Consider the following 17,851-nt stretch of genomic DNA (forward strand, 5'->3'; position numbering starts at 1 on the left):
CAGCGTTGTGCCACTGAGGCGGTGGTTGCTGTTGAGCGTGAACACCGTCTGGCCCGACATGGGATCGGTTTCGCTGGTCATGTAGCCGCCGCTGTAGGCGTATTGCCACACCGGCGAGCCGGATCCTGGGTCCGGTTCCGTTACGCTGGTCAGGTCCCCGGAGGTCATACCAACGCTCCAGACGTTGGCCGCGTAATCCGTAATCGAACTGAGCAGCCCCGAGGCATAGCTCAAATCGACGGACCTTCCGAATTGATCGGTGATCGAGGTCAGATCGCCGCCGGTCCAGCCGTAGGCGGTCGTTTCGCCGGTGCGCTCGACGCGGCTGGTGAGATCGCCGGAGGAGTCGAAGTTGAAGGTCACGCCCTGGTGCGTCACAAGCTGCCAGCCGCCGCCCGTGACGGCGGTGAGCGTGTCGAAGGCGTGGGGGCCGGCGGGGCTGGTGTATGAATTTCCCGAACCGGCCGTGAAATAAAAGCCCTCGCCGCTGCCATCGGTCAGCAGCACGCCGGCGGGCACGCCCGGCACGCTGTTCTGGAAGAGGCGGTCGAGGCCGCGCATGTCCCAGCCCAGGCCGAACGGGCTGGCGCTGTTGTTGACCACGTTCACGTAGCCGCTGATGGTGGGTGTGCCGTAGGTGCTGCCGCTGAGGGTCAGCGTGTAGGGATAGCAGCCGGTGGCCAGCGAGGTGCTGGTCTGGATGGCCACGTGGACGGTGGGATCGGCGCCGAGATACTGGGTGGTGAAGTAGCTGGTGCCGGCGGCGGCGCCGTTCAAGGTGGCGGAGATCTCGACCGTGCCGAGCGTGCCGGAGGCGATGGCGAGCTGGGCGTCGCCTTCGAGCACCACGTCGGGGCTGCCCGCAACGCTATTGTACTGAAGCGAGAGGTTGTGGGCGGTGGCGGGCGCTCCGTCGGCCGGTTCGGCCGAGATGACCGTGCCGCCCGAACCGCCGGCCGGCAAAGGCGAGGTGACGGCCTGGTCGGCGTAGGGATCGTTGAGAATCTGCCGGCTGACGTCGATCGTATCGACGGGGAGCTTGGTGGAATCGACGAAGGTCACGACGCCCATCTGCACATCGAGCTGGACGGCGGCGATATTGCTGCGGCCGCCGTTGGTATCGGTGGCGTAATACTCGAAGGTATCTTGCCCGGTGTAGTTCTGATCGGGCGTGTAGGAGAAGCTGCCGTCGGTGTTGACGCTGGCGGTGCCGTCGCTGGGGCCGCCCATCATGTAGGCGCTCATCTGGTAACCGCCGGTGTCGGTGCAGTCGGCCAGCAGGCCGGGCGCGGCGACGTTGAGGGTGGCCGCGCTGGAGGCGTTGTAATTGGCGTCGTTCGCGGTGATGGACAGCATGAGCCGCGGTTCGAGCCGCTCCTGGAGCGCCGAGCGATGGTCGTGGTGCCGTTTCCGCTTCTTCGCTGGCCGCGGAAGAACCTTGATACCGAGGAAGGTGGTAAAGAGGTGGAACATGGGGCCTCCTGCTTGGGTCTTGGGATTTGGGTCTTAAGTCTTGGGTTTTGATCGGCGGTCCGGCCTTGGGGTCACTTGGGGCGTTTGACGCGGCGAGGTTTGGCCACGGCCGAGCGAAGGCGTTTTTGGCAGAGGCGTCTCTCCAACGCGGTACATTCCTGGTCGAGCGTGCGCAGCAACCGGGTTACGTTGTCGATGCGCCGGCAAAGCCCGTCGGTGCTGCTGACTTGCGGAAAGTCGTCGAGCCGCTTTTGCAGCGATTTGCCCATCAACGTGAGCGCGCGGCGGAGCTTGGTGTCGGCCTTGGTCTGACGCGCGGGAAGCCCAAGCAGCTCGCGGGCCAGCGCTGTGGCCGCCTCGACGGTGAGGTCGGCCACGTCGTCGGGCGAGGGAAACGCCAGGGCCAACAAGCGACCGCGCTTCCAGGCGTCGAGGTTGACCTCTTTTTCGGTGCAGTACGCTTTCCATCCTCCCTTCCCGACCTGCGACTGCGCCAAGAGCAGCGATTTGCCGTAGTACCAGTAACGTGGCGAACAGCGTCGCGATTTGCCGATTTGCTGGTTTTCCCAGGCAGCCCGGTCGAGCAGCTCGTCGAGCGTCCAGTCGTCGGCAGGCACGTCCATGCGGATATCCGCAGAGCAGGCGCCGGGCGTGGCGCCGCGAGGAGTGGAATGACGATCAGTCGCTTGGATCATGGCATTCTCGTCGGTATTCGGTGTGTATTGGGGGAGTGCTGATGCCGCGCGCCCGGCGGAGGGGCCGCCCCCGAGAGCGAGGTGCGTGTCTGCTCCCTGCGGCGATTCCGCTGTATCGGACGGTCATCTTGGCTCGCCGAGCGGCGAGGTGCATGTCTGCTCCCCGGCCCCAACCGGCATGAATCGCGGGGAATTCCGGCGCGTAAAGACGCGCACCGCGCGGATCGAAGGGGCGGAATGAATCCGCTCCCGCGCGCACGGCACCCCGAATTCTCACGAATTCGGCTACCGCCTCGAGCCGACGAAGTCCGCGCGCAACGAGAGCGGAAGAGCGGAAGAGCGGAAGAGCGGAAGAGCGGAAGAGCGGAAGAGCGGAAGAGCGGAAGAGCGGAAGAGCGGAAGAGCGCTGCGCCATTCGCGGGGAGCGGAACCGCGCCGGCAAGCGGCCGATGAAAAAAACGTCTCCGCGTTACGCATCGCCGTCCTCCTTGTCGCGGGGCCAAAAATGGCACCGGCGAACGACAATCCTTCTTCTCTGGTCCGGAGGAACAATCAAAATGTCCGACCGCCAAACGCTGCTGGCCCTGCGGTCTGGGTGGTCAACCTAGCAGTTGACGATGCACTCTGTCAATCGGCCGGCTGCAAAAAATCTCCTACGCGGGCCGGACGGCAAGCACGACGTTGCGGGGCAACCCGGCGCCGTCGGTCGGGCCGGCTCAGTCAACTGATCCAAGGCGTGCGGAGCCGGGCGTTTGGCGGTCAGGACGGCTGGCGCGTGGCCCCAGGAGTGGACCGTCGTCCTCTACCCGCCCGGCCCCCAGTGCGTTATCGTGAGAACCTGGGGGCGATGGCAGAACCCCTCGTGGAGGCCCTGATGTTGATCCGTCGGAACTGCAGTTTGATCGTCGCCGCCAATGTTTGCATTTTGGCGTTGCACGCTTCTAGGGTGCGGCCCGTTTCCGCGCAGGAGCCGAAAGACCGATCGGCCCAGGCGGCGGACGCCTTTCGACAGAACGTTGCTCCCGTGCTGGCCAAGTACTGCTTCGACTGCCACGGCCAAGGCAACGTCACGGCCGAAGTGGCCTTCGATCAGTTCACGTCGGACCGCCAGCTTGTCGACAGCCGCGATCTGTGGTGGAAGGCCCTCAAGCAACTGCGGGCCGGCTTGATGCCGCCGCACGGCGAGCCGCGGCCGTCGAGCGACGAACTAGCGCGCATCGAACATTGGATCAAAACCGCCGCGTTCCAGATCGACCCGCAACATCCCGACCCCGGACAGGTGACGGTCCGCCGGCTGAACCGCGTCGAATATCGAAACACCATCCGGGATTTGATTGGCGTCAATTACGACACGTCGGGCGAGTTTCCGGCCGACGACACGGGCTATGGCTTCGATAATATCGGCGACGTGTTGACGATCTCGCCGTTGCTTTTCGAAAAATACGTCGCCGCCGCCGAGACCATCGTCAAACAGGCGGATCGCGCGCGGCTTTTTCCCCGCGACGTTCCCGCAACCGATGCCGAACGTCGCCAGTATGCCGGTGAGATTCTGGGGCGCTTCGCCGGGCGTGCTTTTCGCCGGCCGCCCGGACCGGAAACCGTCGAGCGGTTGGTGAAGCTCGCCGAGAGCGTTGCCCATCAGCCGGGGCAAAGCTTCGAAGGAGGCGTCGCCCGCGCGCTCACGGCCATTTTGGCTTCGCCCCGGTTCCTGTTCCGCGAAGAGACGGCGGAACCGACGGCGCCGCCCGCGCACCCGTTGATCGACGAATACTCGCTCGCCACGCGCTTGTCGTATTTCCTCTGGTCGACCATGCCCGACGAAGAGCTGTTTCGGATGGCGGCCGAGCACAAGCTACGGGAAAACCTTTCGGCGCAAGTCAAGCGGATGTTGTCCGACCCGCGATCGGGCGAGTTTGTGCGGCACTTCACCGGGCAGTGGCTGCAGGTCCGCGACATCGACTCGGTGGACATCAACGTCTTCGCCGTGATTGCGGGCGACCGGCCGCCCGACCCCGAGGCGGAACGACGTCGGGACCGATTTCGCGAGTTGCGCCGCCGGCCGTTCGAGAGCCTGACCGCGGAAGAGAAGGCCGAGTTGGAAGCCGTGCGGGCCGCCTTTCGGTCGCGGTCCGGGCGGTTTCGCCAGTTCGAGCTGGACGGCGAGTTGCGGCGGGCCATGCGCGACGAAACGGAGATGCTCTTCGCCCACATCGTGCGGGAAGACCGCAGCTTGCTGGAACTGATCGACTGCAATTATTCCTTCTTGAACGAGCGGTTGGGCAAACACTACGGCATCGAGGGCGTCGAGGGGAACGAAATGCGGCGGGTGCAGCTTCCGCCCGACAGTCCGCGGGGAGGGATTCTGACGCAAGGCACCGTGTTGGCGGTCACGTCGAACCCCGACCGCACGTCGCCGGTCAAGCGCGGGCTGTTCATTCTCGACAACGTGCTGGGAACGCCTCCCCCGCCGCCGCCTCCCGACATTCCGCCACTGGAAGACGCCGCCAAACAGCTCGCCGAGCGCTCGACGTTGCGGCAGCAACTCGAACTGCACCGCAGCCAGGCACTGTGCAATTCGTGCCACAACCGGCTCGACCCGCTCGGCCTGGCGCTGGAAGACTTCAATGCCCTGGGCATGCTCCGCGCAAGCCGCGACGATCGCCCGATCGATACGTCCGGCACGTTGCTCACGGGCGAATCCTTTACGAATATTCGCGAATTGAAGCATATTCTGGTGACGGAGCGTCGCCGCGATTTCTACCGCTGTTTGACCGAAAAACTACTGATCTACGCCTTGGGGCGCGGGCTCGACTATTATGACGTGGCCGCGGTCGACGTCCTCGTGGAGCGGCTCGAACAGGAAAAAGGTCGCCCGTCGGTGCTGATTTCTGGTATCATCCAATCTGTGCCGTTCCAAAGATGCAGAGCCGAACTTGTCAGGAGCGAACCATGAACCGCCGTTCTCTCGCCGAACGAACCGAGTCCGCGTTGCGCGGCGCTGGACTGAACCGCCGCCATTTTTTGCGCGGCGTCGGGGCCGCGATCGCCTTGCCGGCATTTGAGTCGCTCCGGCCGGCGAAGCTGTTGGCAGCCGAATCGGCGGCTGGCCTGGCGACCACGGCCAGTGGGGCGCCCTTGCGCACGGCGTTTGTGTTCTTTCCCAACGGCGCGATTCCCGATGCCTTTTGGCCCGAGGGGGACGGGGCCGATTTCCAGTGGAGCCGCACGCTCCAGCCGCTGGAGCCGCTTAAGGACTTCGTGCAGGTGCTGGGTGGACTCGACCACAAAAACGCGGAGGCCGGACCGGACGGTGCCGGCGACCATGCCCGCGGCGGCGGCACGTTTCTGACCGGCGTCCGCCTGAACAAAAGTGCGACCAACGTCCGTGCGGGCGTCTCCATCGATCAGGTGTTGGCGCGTGAAGTTGGGCACCTGACGCGCCTGCCCTCGCTTGAGTTGACGTGCGACGCGGTGCGCAAGTCGGGCGCTTGCGACTCGGGATATGCCTGCGCCTATCAATTCAATTTGTCGTGGAGTTCGCCCACCACGCCGATGACTCCCGAAGCGAATCCGCGACTGGCGTTCGAACGGCTGTTTGGCGAAGGGCCGCCGGGCGAGCGCCAGGCCAACGCCCTTCGCCGGCGGCAAGAGCAGCGGTCGGTGCTCGATTTCGTGCGCGAAGACGCCCGCGCGATGCAGCGGCGGCTCAGTGCCCGCGACAACGACAAGCTCGACCAGTATCTGACCGGCGTCCGCGAAATCGAATCGCGCATCGCCAAAGCCGAGACGTTCGGCGGGCCTCGCGATCCCGGCGTCGATGCTCCGGCGGGCGTCCCCGCCGAGTACGCGGAATACGTGCAGCTCATGTACGATCTGTTGCTGTTGGCGTTCGAGAGCGATTCGACGCGCGTGGGCACGCTGCTGTTGGCGCACGACGGCAGCAATCGGTCGTTCGACGACATCGGCATTTCCGAAGGCCACCACGATCTGACGCACCATCAGAACCGCGCCGACTGGATCCAGAAGGTGACCGAGATCGACTTGTGGTACGCGCGGCAGTTTTCTCGGTTTCTCGGCCGGCTCCGCGAGACGAGCGACGTCGACGGCAACTCGCTGCTCCACAATTCGATGATCGTCTACGGCGGCGGCAACGCCGACGCCAACCGGCACACGCACACCAACCTGCCGATCGTGTTGGCCGGCGCCGGCGGCGGTTCGCTCAAAGGCGGGCGCTATATCCAACATGGCTCGAAGCCGGTCAGCAACCTGTTCCTGGGGCTCGCCGATCGCTGCGGAGTTCGAGCGCTCGATCGCTTCGGCGACTCGACCGGCCGGCTCGACGAGATTTAGCTACACCTCGACGTTTTCCGCCAGCCGGGCCTCGAAGCCGTCGTCGCGCGTGATGGAATCGTCGAGGCCGCGAGCCAGGATGTTGGTGGCCACGAGGTTCGACCGGCCTTCGCCGCGAAGGCGAATGGCGGCCCGCGTCTTCTTTTCGGTCCGCGTCTCCAAAACGCTTGTGCCGGTGATGCTGACCAGGCTGGAACCCTCGACGAGAATTCCATAAGGCTGACCGTCGAGCACCTGGCAGCCGCTGACGTTGATCCGCTGGCAACGGACGATCTCCAGCAGGGCTTCGCGCGCCAGCGGCAACACTCCGGCGACGGTGTGCTGGCCGGCCTGGCAGTCGTGCAGAATGCAGCCGGTCAGTGTGCAGTCGTGACTTTCGGCCAAGCGCACGCCCGTGCAAAGCTCGCGCTCGCCGTAGTCGGGGTTATGGTCGAAGCTGTTCGAGGCCAGCACGATGTTGCGCGAGCCTTCGAGCTCGATGTTGCGTCGGTGCCCGCTGTAGATGACGTTGCCCGACACCACCACGCCGCGGCAGGCCACCAGGTGGACGTTGATCTCCTGGCTGCCGATCAGGTTGTCGGAGATGGTAAACATGCCGGCCTTGTGGTTTTGCCGGGCGTTGCGGCCGACGATCCGCACGTTGGCGCCGCCGGGGCTGTACTTGGCCTGGATGGTGTTGCCCACGATGGTACCTTCGCGGACCGAGGAGCCGTCGGCGGTCGAGTCGATCGAGATGTCGGCTGAATCGTGCTCGTTCGGGTCGAAGTTGTATTCGATGTCGTTGCCGCAGATTTGCAGGTTGCGGATTTCGGAGCCGACGATCTGGATGCCCGCCCGGCGGCAATAGCTGATGTGCGAGCCGGTGACGATGGCCTGGTGCAGGTTCACGCGGTCGAGAAAGATGCCGACGCCGCGGTTGTTGTGGATGTGGCAGTGCGAGACGAGCAGGTTGCGCGCCCGGCCGTGCAGGCGGATGCCGTCGACCAGTTCCCGCAGCAGCACGCCCTCGAAGGTGGCTTGCATCGTCCCTTCGAGCAGAAAGCCCGACGCGGCGGCGTGTCGGCCTTCGATCTCGATGTTGGCGACCGTCGGCATGCGTTGGCTGGTCCAGACGCCGGGCTTGAATCCTGTGGGGTCGGCCGTTTTGTCGTGGGTGCCGATGAGGTGGAAGGCGGGGCCGGGTCCGGCCATGACGATCTTGGCCGTGCCTCCGAAACCCTCGACGGCGAAGCGGCCGCGCCGGGCCAGATCGACTTCGATGGTCCGCGAGATCAGGTAGGTGCCGGGCGGAAACGAAAGCAGGCCGTCGCCATCGGCCAGCGCGTGCAGGACGGCTTCGGTGTCATCGAGCCTGCCGTGGCCGGCGGCGCCAAAATCGCGGACGTTACTCATGAGGTTCAGTTTACTCGAGAAGGGCTGCCTCTGTAAATCTAGATGGCTCAATACTTTATGGCGATGCCGACGGGCGGGTGCCCTGTCGCGCGGACACGTGCGCAAAACAAAAGCGCCGCGCGCGCGGCGCCTTTGTTTTGCGCGAGGGACTCTTTTTAATCCCGGTCTTCGAGACGGCGCAGAACAGAATCGCCGCGCGGGGCTTGTGGAAGTATTCCACTGCCTGCACAAGATGATGCGAAAGATTCGGCGAGCGACCACAACATGTTGTGTTAGCAGACCATTACTTCCACAAGCCCCGCGCGGCGCTTTTGTCGCGCACCCCGGGCCGATTGTGCGCGAGCGTCTCGACGCTCAATCCCCCTGCCCGTCGCTTGTCGGCCCCGCGCCGACGCGACATGTGTGTCGCTTGCGCCCGCCGACGAAGCCCGGATGTGGCGCGTGAAACAGATTCCGCGCCAATTCTCGGTGTTTTTCGCAGCCGAAATCGACGGCGTTGCGCAGTAGCTCCAACCTTCGACTTTGCGGGCGGCAAATCCTACAATGAGTCAGGGCTTTGCGAACACATACAACGGCCACGCGACCATGAACGACGAATCGGACAAAGAATTTTTGGCCGCCTTCATGCAAACGGCGCGGCACTTTACGGCCTTGTCGCCATATTCGATGCGCGACCCGCAAGCCTTCGATCTCGTCGAACGCCGGGCCGCCGAGATTCTCGATCATCCGCCCGTCGATCTGCACCACCGCGTCATGGAGCACATGAACGAGCTGCGCGAAGAGCATGGCGGCGCGTTCGGCGGGCACAACAGCGAGCTGTTGGAGGAACTGGGCGACTACCCGCAGGCCCGCCGCGTGTTTTACGCCGTGATCGCTGCCTGCCACGAGCTTGGCCCCGACCTGGAGACCGAGCGGCCGATGCATCATCCGCCGGGCGCCGAACGGTTGGAGGGACGCGATTTGTGAGAGGGAGAGACGAAGGGACGGAGAGAAGGAGGGACGGCGAGCTTTGATTCGCTCCCTCTCTCCTCCGCTCCCTCTCGCTTTACGCCGCCAGCTTGACGACATCGGCGCGAATGCGGTTCAAAATGGCCGATAGGCCACGCATGCGGACCATGCCTAATGCCTCCAGCAGGCCCAGCCGCCGGAGGACGTCGGCCGGCACGCGGAGCACTTCTTCGGGCGTGGCGCCGGAGAAGGCGTCGACCAGAATGCCGACAAATCCCTTCACCGTGGGCGCCTCGGGCGCCACGTCGGCGTAGATGCGCACATGGCCGTTCTCGTCCTGCACCCACAAATAGACCGGCGTCATGCACTCGTGGACCCGATGCTCCCCGCGGTCGCGTTCGGCGCGGAGCGGTTCGGGCAATTCCGGCAACCCTTCGGCAAAGTCGAGCAACAGCTCCAGCCGCTCGCGTGGAGTCAGTTCGGCGAATTCTTCAGCGATCTCGTCGAGGCGTTGTTGCGCCTTTCCCGCCATTTCAGCCCTCGCTCATGCCCGACGACGGACCGGCCTCGGCGCCGACGGCCGCCACCTCCTCGGACTGGGCGGTTTCCGGCGGTGCGTCCTCCGCTCTTTCCTCCGGCGGCTCGGTGGTGGCTTCAGCCGGTTTCGCCGCGGGTTTTTCCGCCTTCTTTTCGGGCGTTTGCACCAGCTTGCACTCCGGCATGCCTTTTTCGATCGGAGCGCCGACCAGGTTGCCCCACTCGGTCCACGATCCGTCGTAGTTCTTTACGCTGTTGAAACCCAACAGGTACTTCAGCACGAACCAGGTGTGGCTCGACCGCTCGCCGATGCGGCAATAGGCGATGGTCGGGCTGCGGCGCTTCAGGCCGTGCTGTTTGAGATAGAGCTTTTCCAGTTCTTTGACCGATTTGAAGGTGCCGTCGTCGTTGGCGGCCAGCGCCCAGGGAACATTCGCCGCGCCGGGAATGTGCCCGGCCCGCAGCGCGCCCTCTTGCGGATACCCTTCCATGTGAAACAGCTCGCCGGTGTATTCGCCGACAGAGCGGACGTCGATCAGCGGCTTGCCGCCACGTTGATGCTTGAGCACCTCGTCGCGGAAAGCCCGGATCGACTTGTCCTGGTCTTTGGCGGTGTAGCTGCCGCAGGGGTAGGTCGGCTCGGGGTCGCGGGTCAGTTCGCGGCCGTCGAGTTCCCATCGCTTGCGGCCGCCGTTCATCATCAGGCACTTTTCATGTCCGTAGAGCTTGAACGTCCAAAAGGCGTAGCAGGCCCACCAGTTGTTCTTGTCGCCGTAGAACACCACGGTGGTGTCGTTGGAAATGCCTTTCGACTGGCAAAGCTGCTCGAACTTCTCTTTGCCGATGTAGTCCCGTATCAGCGAGTCTTGCAGGTCGGTTTGCCAGTCGATCTTGACGGCTTCGGGAATGTGCCCCTGGTGGTAGAGCAACACGTCCTCGTCAGACTCGACGATGCGGACATTGGGGTCGCTGCGATGCTCGTTGACCCAATCGGTGCTGACGAGAACTTCGGGATGGGCGTAGTCGGCCATGGGCGGTTGGTACTTGGGTTTAGGGTGACTGCGGTCCGGGTTTCTTGGTAGGAGCGCATTATAGCATTCTGTCCGCGGTTGTGGCATGGCCTGCGAAGCGTCCAGGCTGGTCGGTTCGGCACCAACCAACCCGTTTCCCTAGTGTGCAGAATTTGGGCGGTTTGCGTGTGTTTCGCTACTTGCGTGATCGAGGAATGGGCGGTTATCCTGGTTTTTCGGCCATGGAGGGCGGTCTCGGCATACCACTTGCTTCGCAGCCGCCACGCCAAATCCCGCAGCCGGCGCATGGTGCGCGGGCCGGGTGTCACAAAGAAGGAGCAACCATCTATGCGAAAGCGAGCGCGACCTAACGTTGAGCACCCTTGGCCGACCCCTGACGAAATTGCCGAGCGCGCGGCCCAAGTCCGATCGGAATGGAGCGCCCGCCAGTTGAGGACACGGGCCGGCTTATCGCCCGAAGAAAACTCGGTGGAAGTGATGCTCGTCTCGCCGGGCGCAATCGACGGCCGCCGCACGTCGACCATCGACTTCGGCTAGGCGAGCAATGCCCGCGTGCCGAGACCGTAGAACGTATATTCCACGTCGGCCGCAGTGTCCCACGCGCCGGCGCGAAAACCGCCGTCGTGTTCGAGCGACCCGGCATAGTGCCGCGCGGCGTCCCGGTCGATATCGGCCAGCGCACCCAGGTCGTCCAGCGTCAACAGTCCGGTAAACGTGCTCAGCAGGTCGGCCAGGGGAATGGGCGTGTTGGCCTTCAACCCGCCTTCGCCGGTCTGCTTGGCGCACAAAAAGTCGATCACGCCGCGGCGCAGCTCGTCGTCGAAGGCGTCGAGAACGCCCAGCAGCCCGGCGGCCGCCGCGGTGGGGTTCGTGCCGCTGGTGCGCATGGGCCCGAACTCGACGAAGCCGCCGTCGTCGCGCCGGCGCGAACGTACAAAGTCGATCAGCCGGGAAGCCTCCACGGGCGGCCGGCCGAGCAACTGTTGGGCGATGACGATCAGAAACGTGTGATAGGTGCTGCTCGATTGCCCTTGGTCGGTTTTGGCGTAGCCACCGTCGGCCCGGCGGAAACGCTCGAACAGTCCGAGCACCGCGTCTTGCCAGTCGGCCGCCGATTCGCTGAACACATCGATGCCGGCGGCCGATTCGAGCAGCGCGGAGGCAAACAAGAGCGAAATGAAATCGACCATCGCCGCTTGTCCGGCAAGCTGCCGCCGCAGAAACGCCGCGGCCCGCTCGGCCGGTTCGCCGTCGAGCTCGCCCAACAGTGCCATGCCGCGCAGACCAAACGCCGTATAATAGAGGTCGCTGGCGCCTTCCCGTCCGGCGAAGCCGCCGTCATCGCGTTGGGCGCCGCGGAGATAACTCGCCTGCCGAGCGCGCAGATCTTCAGGCAACGCCGCCACGCCGTGTCCCAGTCGCAACGTCAGTCTTTCGAGGTAGCCGAGCATGTGTGTATCGATTAGGCGTCAGGCGTCAGAGAATTGCAAATTTGCAAATTGCAATTTGCAATTTCCCCCTCACCCTCACTCCTTCTCCGCCTCTCTGCCTCTCAGCGCCTCCGCGAGTCCCGGCACGCCTTCCGCCCCGGCGGGCACGGTAATCGACGCCCCGGAGAAATCGTCGCCGATCGGCTCGAAACGCCCGCCCAGGTGTTCGGCTAAAAACGCCTCGGCCACGGCGTTGAACGACAACCGGTTTTCAGGCCGGGCGAATCCGTGACCCTCGTCGGGATACAATACATAGGTGACCGGAATCTGCTTCGTTTGCATCAAACGCACGATCTGATCGGACTCGGCCTGCTTTACTCGCGGGTCGTTGGCGCCCTGCCCGATCAACAGCGGCCGCGCGATGCGGGCCACGTGCGTCAACGGCGATCGGCTCTCCAGCAACGCCTGCCCTTCACGCGTGCTGAAGTCGCCCACCCGGTCTTTGAACATCTGCACCATCGGCTGCCAATAAGGCGGAATCGATGAGAGCAGCGTGCGGATGTTCGACGGCCCGACGATGTCGATGCCGCAGGCGAACGTTTCGGGCGTAAACGTCAGGCCCACCAGCGTGGCGTAGCCGCCATAGCTGCCGCCCATGATGGCAATGCGGTCGCGATCGGCAATCTGCTGGCGGACGGCCCACTCGACGGCGTCGATCAGGTCGTCGTGCATTTTGCCGGCCCACTCGCGGTTGCCCGCATTGGTGAACTCCTTGCCCAAGCCGGTCGAGCCGCGAAAGTTGACGCTGAGCACGGCATAGCCGCGGTTGGCCAGCCACTGGTGCAGTGGATTAAAACCCCATTCGTCGCGCGCCCACGGGCCGCCGTGAACGTCGAGCACCATCGGGAGCGGACGGCGGGGGCGGGCGGCAGGCGGAACGCCACGGAGTGCGTTCCCTATTCCCTCGGCAGGCGGAACGCCACGGAGTGCGTTCCCTACAGATAAACCATCGCCGTCGCGTTCCCACGGCGGCAGCGTGAGATAACTTACCAACTCCAGCCGATCGCGGGCTTTGATTAGCACAGGCTGCATTTTCGCCAGCGGCCGGCCCGCCAGGTCGTCGCGGTTGTTGAACAGAAACGTCGCCTTTTTTTGCGGCCGATCGTAGAGGAAGTATTTCACCGGGCCGTCGTCGAGCAGGAAGGCCACAATCCAACGCCGGTTGTCGAGCGACTGGCTGCCGATGGTGATTTCGCCGTCGGTCACGCTCCGCAGATAGTCGAGATCGGCCTTCGTCTCTTCAGCGAGCGGCTGCCACTCTTTCCGCAGATAGTTGAACGAAACGGCTTCGATCGTGTTCTCCGTGGGATGAGCCAGCACTTCGCCGATATCGGCGTGCTCGTTTTCCGCCAGCAGCGTCTGCTGGCCGCTCGTCAGGTCCCAGGCCGTCAGAGCGCCCGTGTTGCGCCGGCGGCTGTCGATGAAATAGAGCACGTCGCCGCTCTTATCGAAGCCGACGGCCTGCGTCGTCAGTGTGTCTTCGCGCGGCACGTTGACGAACTGGCTCCAGCGCTCGCCCTCTTTGCGCAGCAGTTCGCTGCCCCCGTCGGGCAGCATCCGCGAGGCAAACCGCACGCCCAGGTCGTCGTCGAGCACATAGCCCGTGAAGTTCTCGGTGTTCTTTTCCAACAGCTCGCGGCGGCGGCTTTCGAGGTCGATGCGATAAAGGTCGTGGACGCTGGGATTGCGGTCGTTGAGCGACACGATGATCTCGCCCGGCAGGCGGTGGCTCATGCCGGTGATCTGCGCGTTCACTTCACCCAGCGGCGTGAGGTCGGTCGCCTGGCTGGTCGCCAGATCGACGAGATAGACGTGCCAGTTTTCGTCGCCGCCCACATCTTGCAGGTAGATAATATGGTCGTTGGTATAGGCCCAGTGATAGGTGCGGATGCCGCGCAGCTTGTCGTGCGTCACCGCCCGTGCCGAGTCCGGCTTGTCGAGCGGCCCGACCCAGACGTTCAGCACGCCCTCGACGGGCGCCAGGAAGGCCAGCCGCCGGCCGTCGGGACTGATTTTCGCGGCCGCGCGATCGGGGTTGCCGAACAGCACCTTGCGGGGAATGAGCGGCGTGTCGGGCAGATCGTTGTTCACTTTTGCCTCCGGTTTTATTTCTTCGTGCGCGTTTTGTTCCTCGGTCTTCGGTGTCTCGTCGATCGGCTCTTCGTCCGGTCGCCGGCGCGGTTGCGGTGACGGCGTTTCGGCCGGTGCCGCCGGCTCGGCCTCGACCGCCGGGGCGATCTCTTCGGCGGCCGGTTGTTGCTTGGGCTTCTGCGCCGCGTCGCGTGCTGCCGGGTTGCAACCGAGCACGAGGCAACAGGTCGCCAAACCGACCCCTGCCGGGCTGAAGAGCGTGAGAATGTGGAAGTTCATGGCGATTGTTAAGGTATAAAGCGACATCCGTCAACTCGAAGCATCACGAACTTGGCGGCGTGCGTTGCTTCCGAAACCGTTCGCGCTCTTTGTCGGCGAGCCAGTTCTGCAACTGCTTGAACAACCGGCTCGGTGCCCGACCGCTTATGCGCAGCACCTTCGCTTGCGGCACGACGTTGTGCCACGTTGCCTTGACGACGCACGCTTGATCCAGGCCCGTCATCTCGTGACCGCCAGGCTTCGTCGGCACATCAAACCAACCGGGTTGGCGATTGCGAAAACTGGTTGTGCAAACGTAGACATCTAAATCGCTGCCCGCGTCAATTTCGTGCTGGGGGTTAAGTACGATGGCGGCGTGCGGCTCAAGCTCCGCCTGCGTTAGCGGATCGGTGACCTTCGCCCAGATGATGCTGCCGGTTTGTATGCGTGCCGGTGCCATCGCTTTTGCGTCACGCTGATGCCTGTCCGGTGGAGCTTAGATAGTCCGCCACGGCGCGGATGCGGTCGGAAGGCATGGCAGTCCGCTCCAACTCTTCCCATTCCAAGCCTTCGGCGAAAGCCTCCACGTCGGCAACGATCTCTGGCAACGCTGCCGCACATTCGCGGAGCTCTGCCGATCCGTCGATCGAATAACCCTGGCCGTCGAACATTTCCACGATATGCACCGCCCCGTCGGCGGCTTGTTTCAGCCGCTGCAGCGCCTCCAGCAAATACGCCGTTATCGACGTGACGTTGTATTGGGCCGCGCTGTCTAAAGCCGGCGTCCCGCTTCGATTCGTAATTTCCCTCTGTACGTCGCGGGCAGCAGCGGTTGCTCGCGCGAGCAAGCCGATCAAATCCTCAAGCTTCCAAATGGCGCGAACGATCGTGTGGGGAGTCTGCCACTCTTCAACGAGCGCGACCGCGGCACGAGACTGAATATCGAGGTCTTTTAAGCTGCACATGCCGAAGGTCTCCAGGACGACACTTAATTTTAGGTTGCGCCAGCCATTTTCCTAGTGAGCCGTCCCTTTTTACGCCGGCTTGACGGCGGCCAGCAAAAACGTGGGATTGAGAGCGTCGAACCGCACGCGCTCCAACTGATAGGTTCCGCGGGCCACGTTGATCATCCAGACCTTGACGTCGGGCACGCGGCGTTGCAGCGTGGAGTGGACCTCGGCCAGGTTCTCGATGCTGCCGACATTGGCCACCAACCGGCCGCGCGGCCGCAAGCGATCGTAGGCCAAGTCGACAAGCTGGCTGATCTCGCGTCCGCTGCCGCCCAGAAAAACACTGTCGGGCGCCGGCAGGCCGTTCCAGGCTTCCGGCGCACGGCCCAGCACGGCCACCAGATTCGTCACGCCGAGCCGCTCGGCGTTGGCCTTGATGAGGTTATGGTCGTCGGGGTCCATCTCGATGGCATAGGTCGTGCCCGACGCCGCGAGCTGGGCCGCTTCGATGGCCACCGATCCGCTGCCGGCGCCGACGTCCCAAACCGTGCTGTTGGCCGAAAGATCCATTTCAGCCAGGGCCAGCGACCGCACTTCGGCCGGCGTGAGCAACCCTTTCTTGGGCTTCGTTTGCAAGAAGACTTCGTCGGGGTTGCCAAACACTCGCCGCCCGATGCGGTCGCTGGGCCGGTCTGGGGCGCCCGGTTTGCGCACCAGGATCATGACGTTCAGGGGCGAGAATTCCTGCCCGGCCAGCTCCGGCAGATCGCCTTGAGTGACCCGCTCGTCGGGCGAGCCGAGGTTTTCGCAAACGTAGGCGTTGAAATAATCGATGCCGCGCGACAACAGCGCCTTGGCCACGGCGGCGGGCGGTTGCGATTCGGTGGTGAACAGGCCGACCTTGTCGGCGGTGCGGATCTTTTCCGCGACGTGGTCCAGCGAATGATTGGCCAGGTTCGTCAGATAGGCTTCTTCCCAGCTCTCTTTCACGCGGGCAAAGGCAAGCTGCATGCTGCTGACGTGGGGCAACACCTCGAAGCGGTCTTTGCCGAGCTTGTCGCACAGGTAGCGGGCCATGCCGTAAAACAGCGGGTCGCCTGAAACCACCACCACCGCCCGTTTGCCGCGCAAGTTCGCCAGCCGTTCGACGACGCCGTCGAGATTGGCGCCCACCACCATCCGCTCGGCGGCCAGCTTGGGCAGGCGGGCGAACGAGTGGTCGGCCCCGATGAGCAGATCGGCCTGTTCGATCAACTGCCGGGCCGCGCTGGTCAGGCCTTCCAGCCCGTCGTCGCCGATGCCGATGATGTGGATTCTTGCGTCTGCCAAGCCAAGCTCGCTTTCTGATGTCTAACAGGCTGCCCGATAAACCGGCGTGGTGTTAGTTTAGCAAGGAATCGGCGGTTGCACACGCGGCAAGTCTCAACCACAGCGAGTCATTTCTTTTCCTCGCCGCTCTGTGCCGGCTGAGCGGGAGGTTCGACGGAGGCACGCAACGCCGCCAGCGACGCTTCCAGTTGCTTGACTTGTGCTTCCAGGTCGCCGATTTGCTTGGCCAGATCCGGATTGGCTTGTGCGGTGATAAAGGCAAGTCCGTGGGCCATCTGTGCGCTCGTTGTCCAGGTGCGGAGTTGTTGCGGCGCATACACTGGGAAGGCCAAATCGTTGACCCGAAACGTCAGATCATGTACGGAGGCTACGGCCCGTTTTTCGGGCGTCACCGTCAGCGTGGCCGGCTTGCCGCGCCGCAGTAACTCGAGTGAAACCGGCTTGTTGGCGATCTCCTGAAGTTGCTGGCCGAGATCGTGAACGGCGACCAACGGTCTGCCGTCGAGACTCAGTAGCACGTCGTTGACCAACACGCCCGCCTTGGCCGCCGGACTGTCGCTTTCCACGCTGGTGACCACGAGTCCTCCGACGAGAAGCGACAACTGCGAACGCAGGGTCTCGTCGGCCGCGGCCAGGCCGACGCCCAGCCAATACTTGGTGTCGGCGGTCGCTTCATTCACCGCCGAAGCCAGCGCCCGCGCGACCGTCGCCGATCGGGGCGTCACTTCGACCGACTGCTTTTTTCCGCCGCGAATGAAGCCCAGGGCAATCGGTTTGTGAGCCGAGGCCTCCAGCGCTTTGCGCAAGGCATCGATCGCCACAATCTCCTGGTTGCCGACCGTAACCAGCACGTCGTATTTCTCGACGCCTGCCTTCGCCGCCGGGCCACCGTGCGCGACCGCCGTGACGACCAGTCCCTTCCCCTCGCCCAGCCCCAAGTGCGAACGGAGCACGTCGTCGACCTGCGCCACGTCGGCCCCGATCACATCGGTGTGGAAGGGCAGTCGAATCACCCTCAGATCGAGATCGGTGGCGTTCCACAGTTCAAGACAGAGCTCCGCGACCCGCACGGTAACGTCGGGGTCTTCGTGGGCCGGCGCCGGATTCTGAGGAGTGGGATTGCTGCCAGGCGCTTCGTCAGCCGCCGAGTCCCTAGATGGGGCAAGACAAACCAGCGGCGCAGCCGCCACACAAGCCCACCACCGTCGAGACATTGTTGCCTTCATGAGGATTCTCCTTCGTTTTTGTTCAACAGGTTTGACGAGAGGCGTAGGGTGGGAGCGAGCGAGCTTGCGAGCGCCGGCCCA

At 64.0% G+C, this 17,851-nt stretch carries 15 protein-coding genes; 4 read left to right on the plus strand and 11 right to left on the minus strand.

Going from position 1 to position 17,851, the window contains the following annotated elements; genetic code table 11:
- Both VNH11_08755 and VNH11_08760 read right to left on the minus strand, forming a co-directional pair.
- The coding region (locus tag VNH11_08755) for an Ig-like domain-containing protein (GenBank protein ID HVA46449.1) at nucleotides 1-1,473 on the minus strand (1,473 nt) is incomplete at its 3' end.
- A gap of 71 nt (nucleotides 1,474-1,544) precedes the next feature.
- Nucleotides 1,545-2,168, minus strand: coding sequence for a hypothetical protein (locus tag VNH11_08760; GenBank protein ID HVA46450.1), 624 nt, complete (start codon nucleotides 2,166-2,168; stop codon nucleotides 1,545-1,547).
- An 847-nt stretch (nucleotides 2,169-3,015) separates the two neighbouring features.
- Here VNH11_08760 and VNH11_08765 point away from each other — a divergent pair.
- Both VNH11_08765 and VNH11_08770 read left to right on the plus strand, forming a co-directional pair.
- Nucleotides 3,016-5,121, plus strand: a complete 2,106-nt coding sequence (locus VNH11_08765) for a DUF1592 domain-containing protein (GenBank protein HVA46451.1) — start codon at nucleotides 3,016-3,018, stop codon at nucleotides 5,119-5,121.
- Nucleotides 5,118-6,518, plus strand: coding sequence for a DUF1552 domain-containing protein (locus VNH11_08770; GenBank protein HVA46452.1), 1,401 nt, complete (start codon nucleotides 5,118-5,120; stop codon nucleotides 6,516-6,518). Before VNH11_08765 ends, VNH11_08770 begins: the two co-directional genes overlap by 4 nt.
- Here the strand turns inward: VNH11_08770 and VNH11_08775 are convergent, their stop codons facing one another.
- Complete coding sequence (locus tag VNH11_08775; protein HVA46453.1) at nucleotides 6,519-7,910, minus strand: right-handed parallel beta-helix repeat-containing protein; 1,392 nt, start codon at nucleotides 7,908-7,910, stop codon at nucleotides 6,519-6,521.
- A gap of 585 nt (nucleotides 7,911-8,495) precedes the next feature.
- Between VNH11_08775 and VNH11_08780 the strand changes: the two genes are divergently transcribed.
- Nucleotides 8,496-8,876 (plus strand): hypothetical protein, encoded by a 381-nt coding sequence (locus VNH11_08780; protein HVA46454.1) that lies wholly within the window; start codon nucleotides 8,496-8,498, stop codon nucleotides 8,874-8,876.
- A gap of 79 nt (nucleotides 8,877-8,955) precedes the next feature.
- Here VNH11_08780 and VNH11_08785 read toward each other — a convergent pair whose 3' ends face one another.
- Both VNH11_08785 and VNH11_08790 read right to left on the minus strand, forming a co-directional pair.
- Nucleotides 8,956-9,390 (minus strand): SufE family protein, encoded by a 435-nt coding sequence (locus VNH11_08785; protein ID HVA46455.1) that lies wholly within the window; start codon nucleotides 9,388-9,390, stop codon nucleotides 8,956-8,958.
- A gap of 1 nt (nucleotide 9,391) precedes the next feature.
- Nucleotides 9,392-10,426 carry a rhodanese-like domain-containing protein gene (locus VNH11_08790; GenBank protein ID HVA46456.1) on the minus strand — a complete coding sequence of 345 codons (1,035 nt, stop codon included), beginning with the start codon at nucleotides 10,424-10,426 and terminating at the stop codon, nucleotides 9,392-9,394.
- Between the two features lie 327 nt (nucleotides 10,427-10,753).
- Here VNH11_08790 and VNH11_08795 point away from each other — a divergent pair, with 327 nt between their 5' ends.
- A complete protein-coding gene (locus tag VNH11_08795) occupies nucleotides 10,754-10,963 on the plus strand; it encodes a hypothetical protein (GenBank protein ID HVA46457.1) in 210 nt (69 codons plus the stop codon).
- On the opposite strand, the gene VNH11_08800 is transcribed toward VNH11_08795, so the two are convergent.
- The 6 genes from VNH11_08800 to VNH11_08825 all read right to left on the minus strand — a co-directional run bounded on the left by VNH11_08800 (nucleotide 10,960) and on the right by VNH11_08825 (nucleotide 17,770).
- The gene (locus VNH11_08800; protein HVA46458.1) at nucleotides 10,960-11,877 is read right to left on the minus strand and encodes a prenyltransferase/squalene oxidase repeat-containing protein; all 918 of its coding nucleotides are present in this window, start codon (nucleotides 11,875-11,877) and stop codon (nucleotides 10,960-10,962) included. The two genes, VNH11_08795 and VNH11_08800, sit on opposite strands and share 4 nt — an antisense overlap.
- A gap of 75 nt (nucleotides 11,878-11,952) precedes the next feature.
- A complete protein-coding gene (locus VNH11_08805) occupies nucleotides 11,953-14,286 on the minus strand; it encodes a S9 family peptidase (GenBank protein ID HVA46459.1) in 2,334 nt (777 codons plus the stop codon).
- Nucleotides 14,287-14,329: 43 nt separating this feature from the next.
- A complete protein-coding gene (locus VNH11_08810; GenBank protein ID HVA46460.1) occupies nucleotides 14,330-14,725 on the minus strand; it encodes a hypothetical protein in 396 nt (131 codons plus the stop codon).
- 10 nt (nucleotides 14,726-14,735) lie between these two features.
- On the minus strand, nucleotides 14,736-15,122 hold the full coding sequence (locus tag VNH11_08815; GenBank protein ID HVA46461.1) for a hypothetical protein: 387 nt from the start codon (nucleotides 15,120-15,122) through the stop codon (nucleotides 14,736-14,738).
- Between the two features lie 177 nt (nucleotides 15,123-15,299).
- Entirely contained in the window at nucleotides 15,300-16,544 is a 1,245-nt protein-coding gene (cbiE, locus tag VNH11_08820) for a precorrin-6y C5,15-methyltransferase (decarboxylating) subunit CbiE (GenBank protein ID HVA46462.1), read from the minus strand.
- Between the two features lie 107 nt (nucleotides 16,545-16,651).
- Nucleotides 16,652-17,770: a PDZ domain-containing protein gene (locus tag VNH11_08825; protein ID HVA46463.1), complete on the minus strand. Its 1,119-nt coding sequence runs from the start codon at nucleotides 17,768-17,770 to the stop codon at nucleotides 16,652-16,654.
- Between the last annotated feature and the right edge of the window lie 81 nt (nucleotides 17,771-17,851).

The sequence above is a fragment of the Pirellulales bacterium genome, assembly GCA_035533075.1.
In the GTDB taxonomy this organism is placed as follows: domain Bacteria; phylum Planctomycetota; class Planctomycetia; order Pirellulales; family JAICIG01; genus DASSFG01.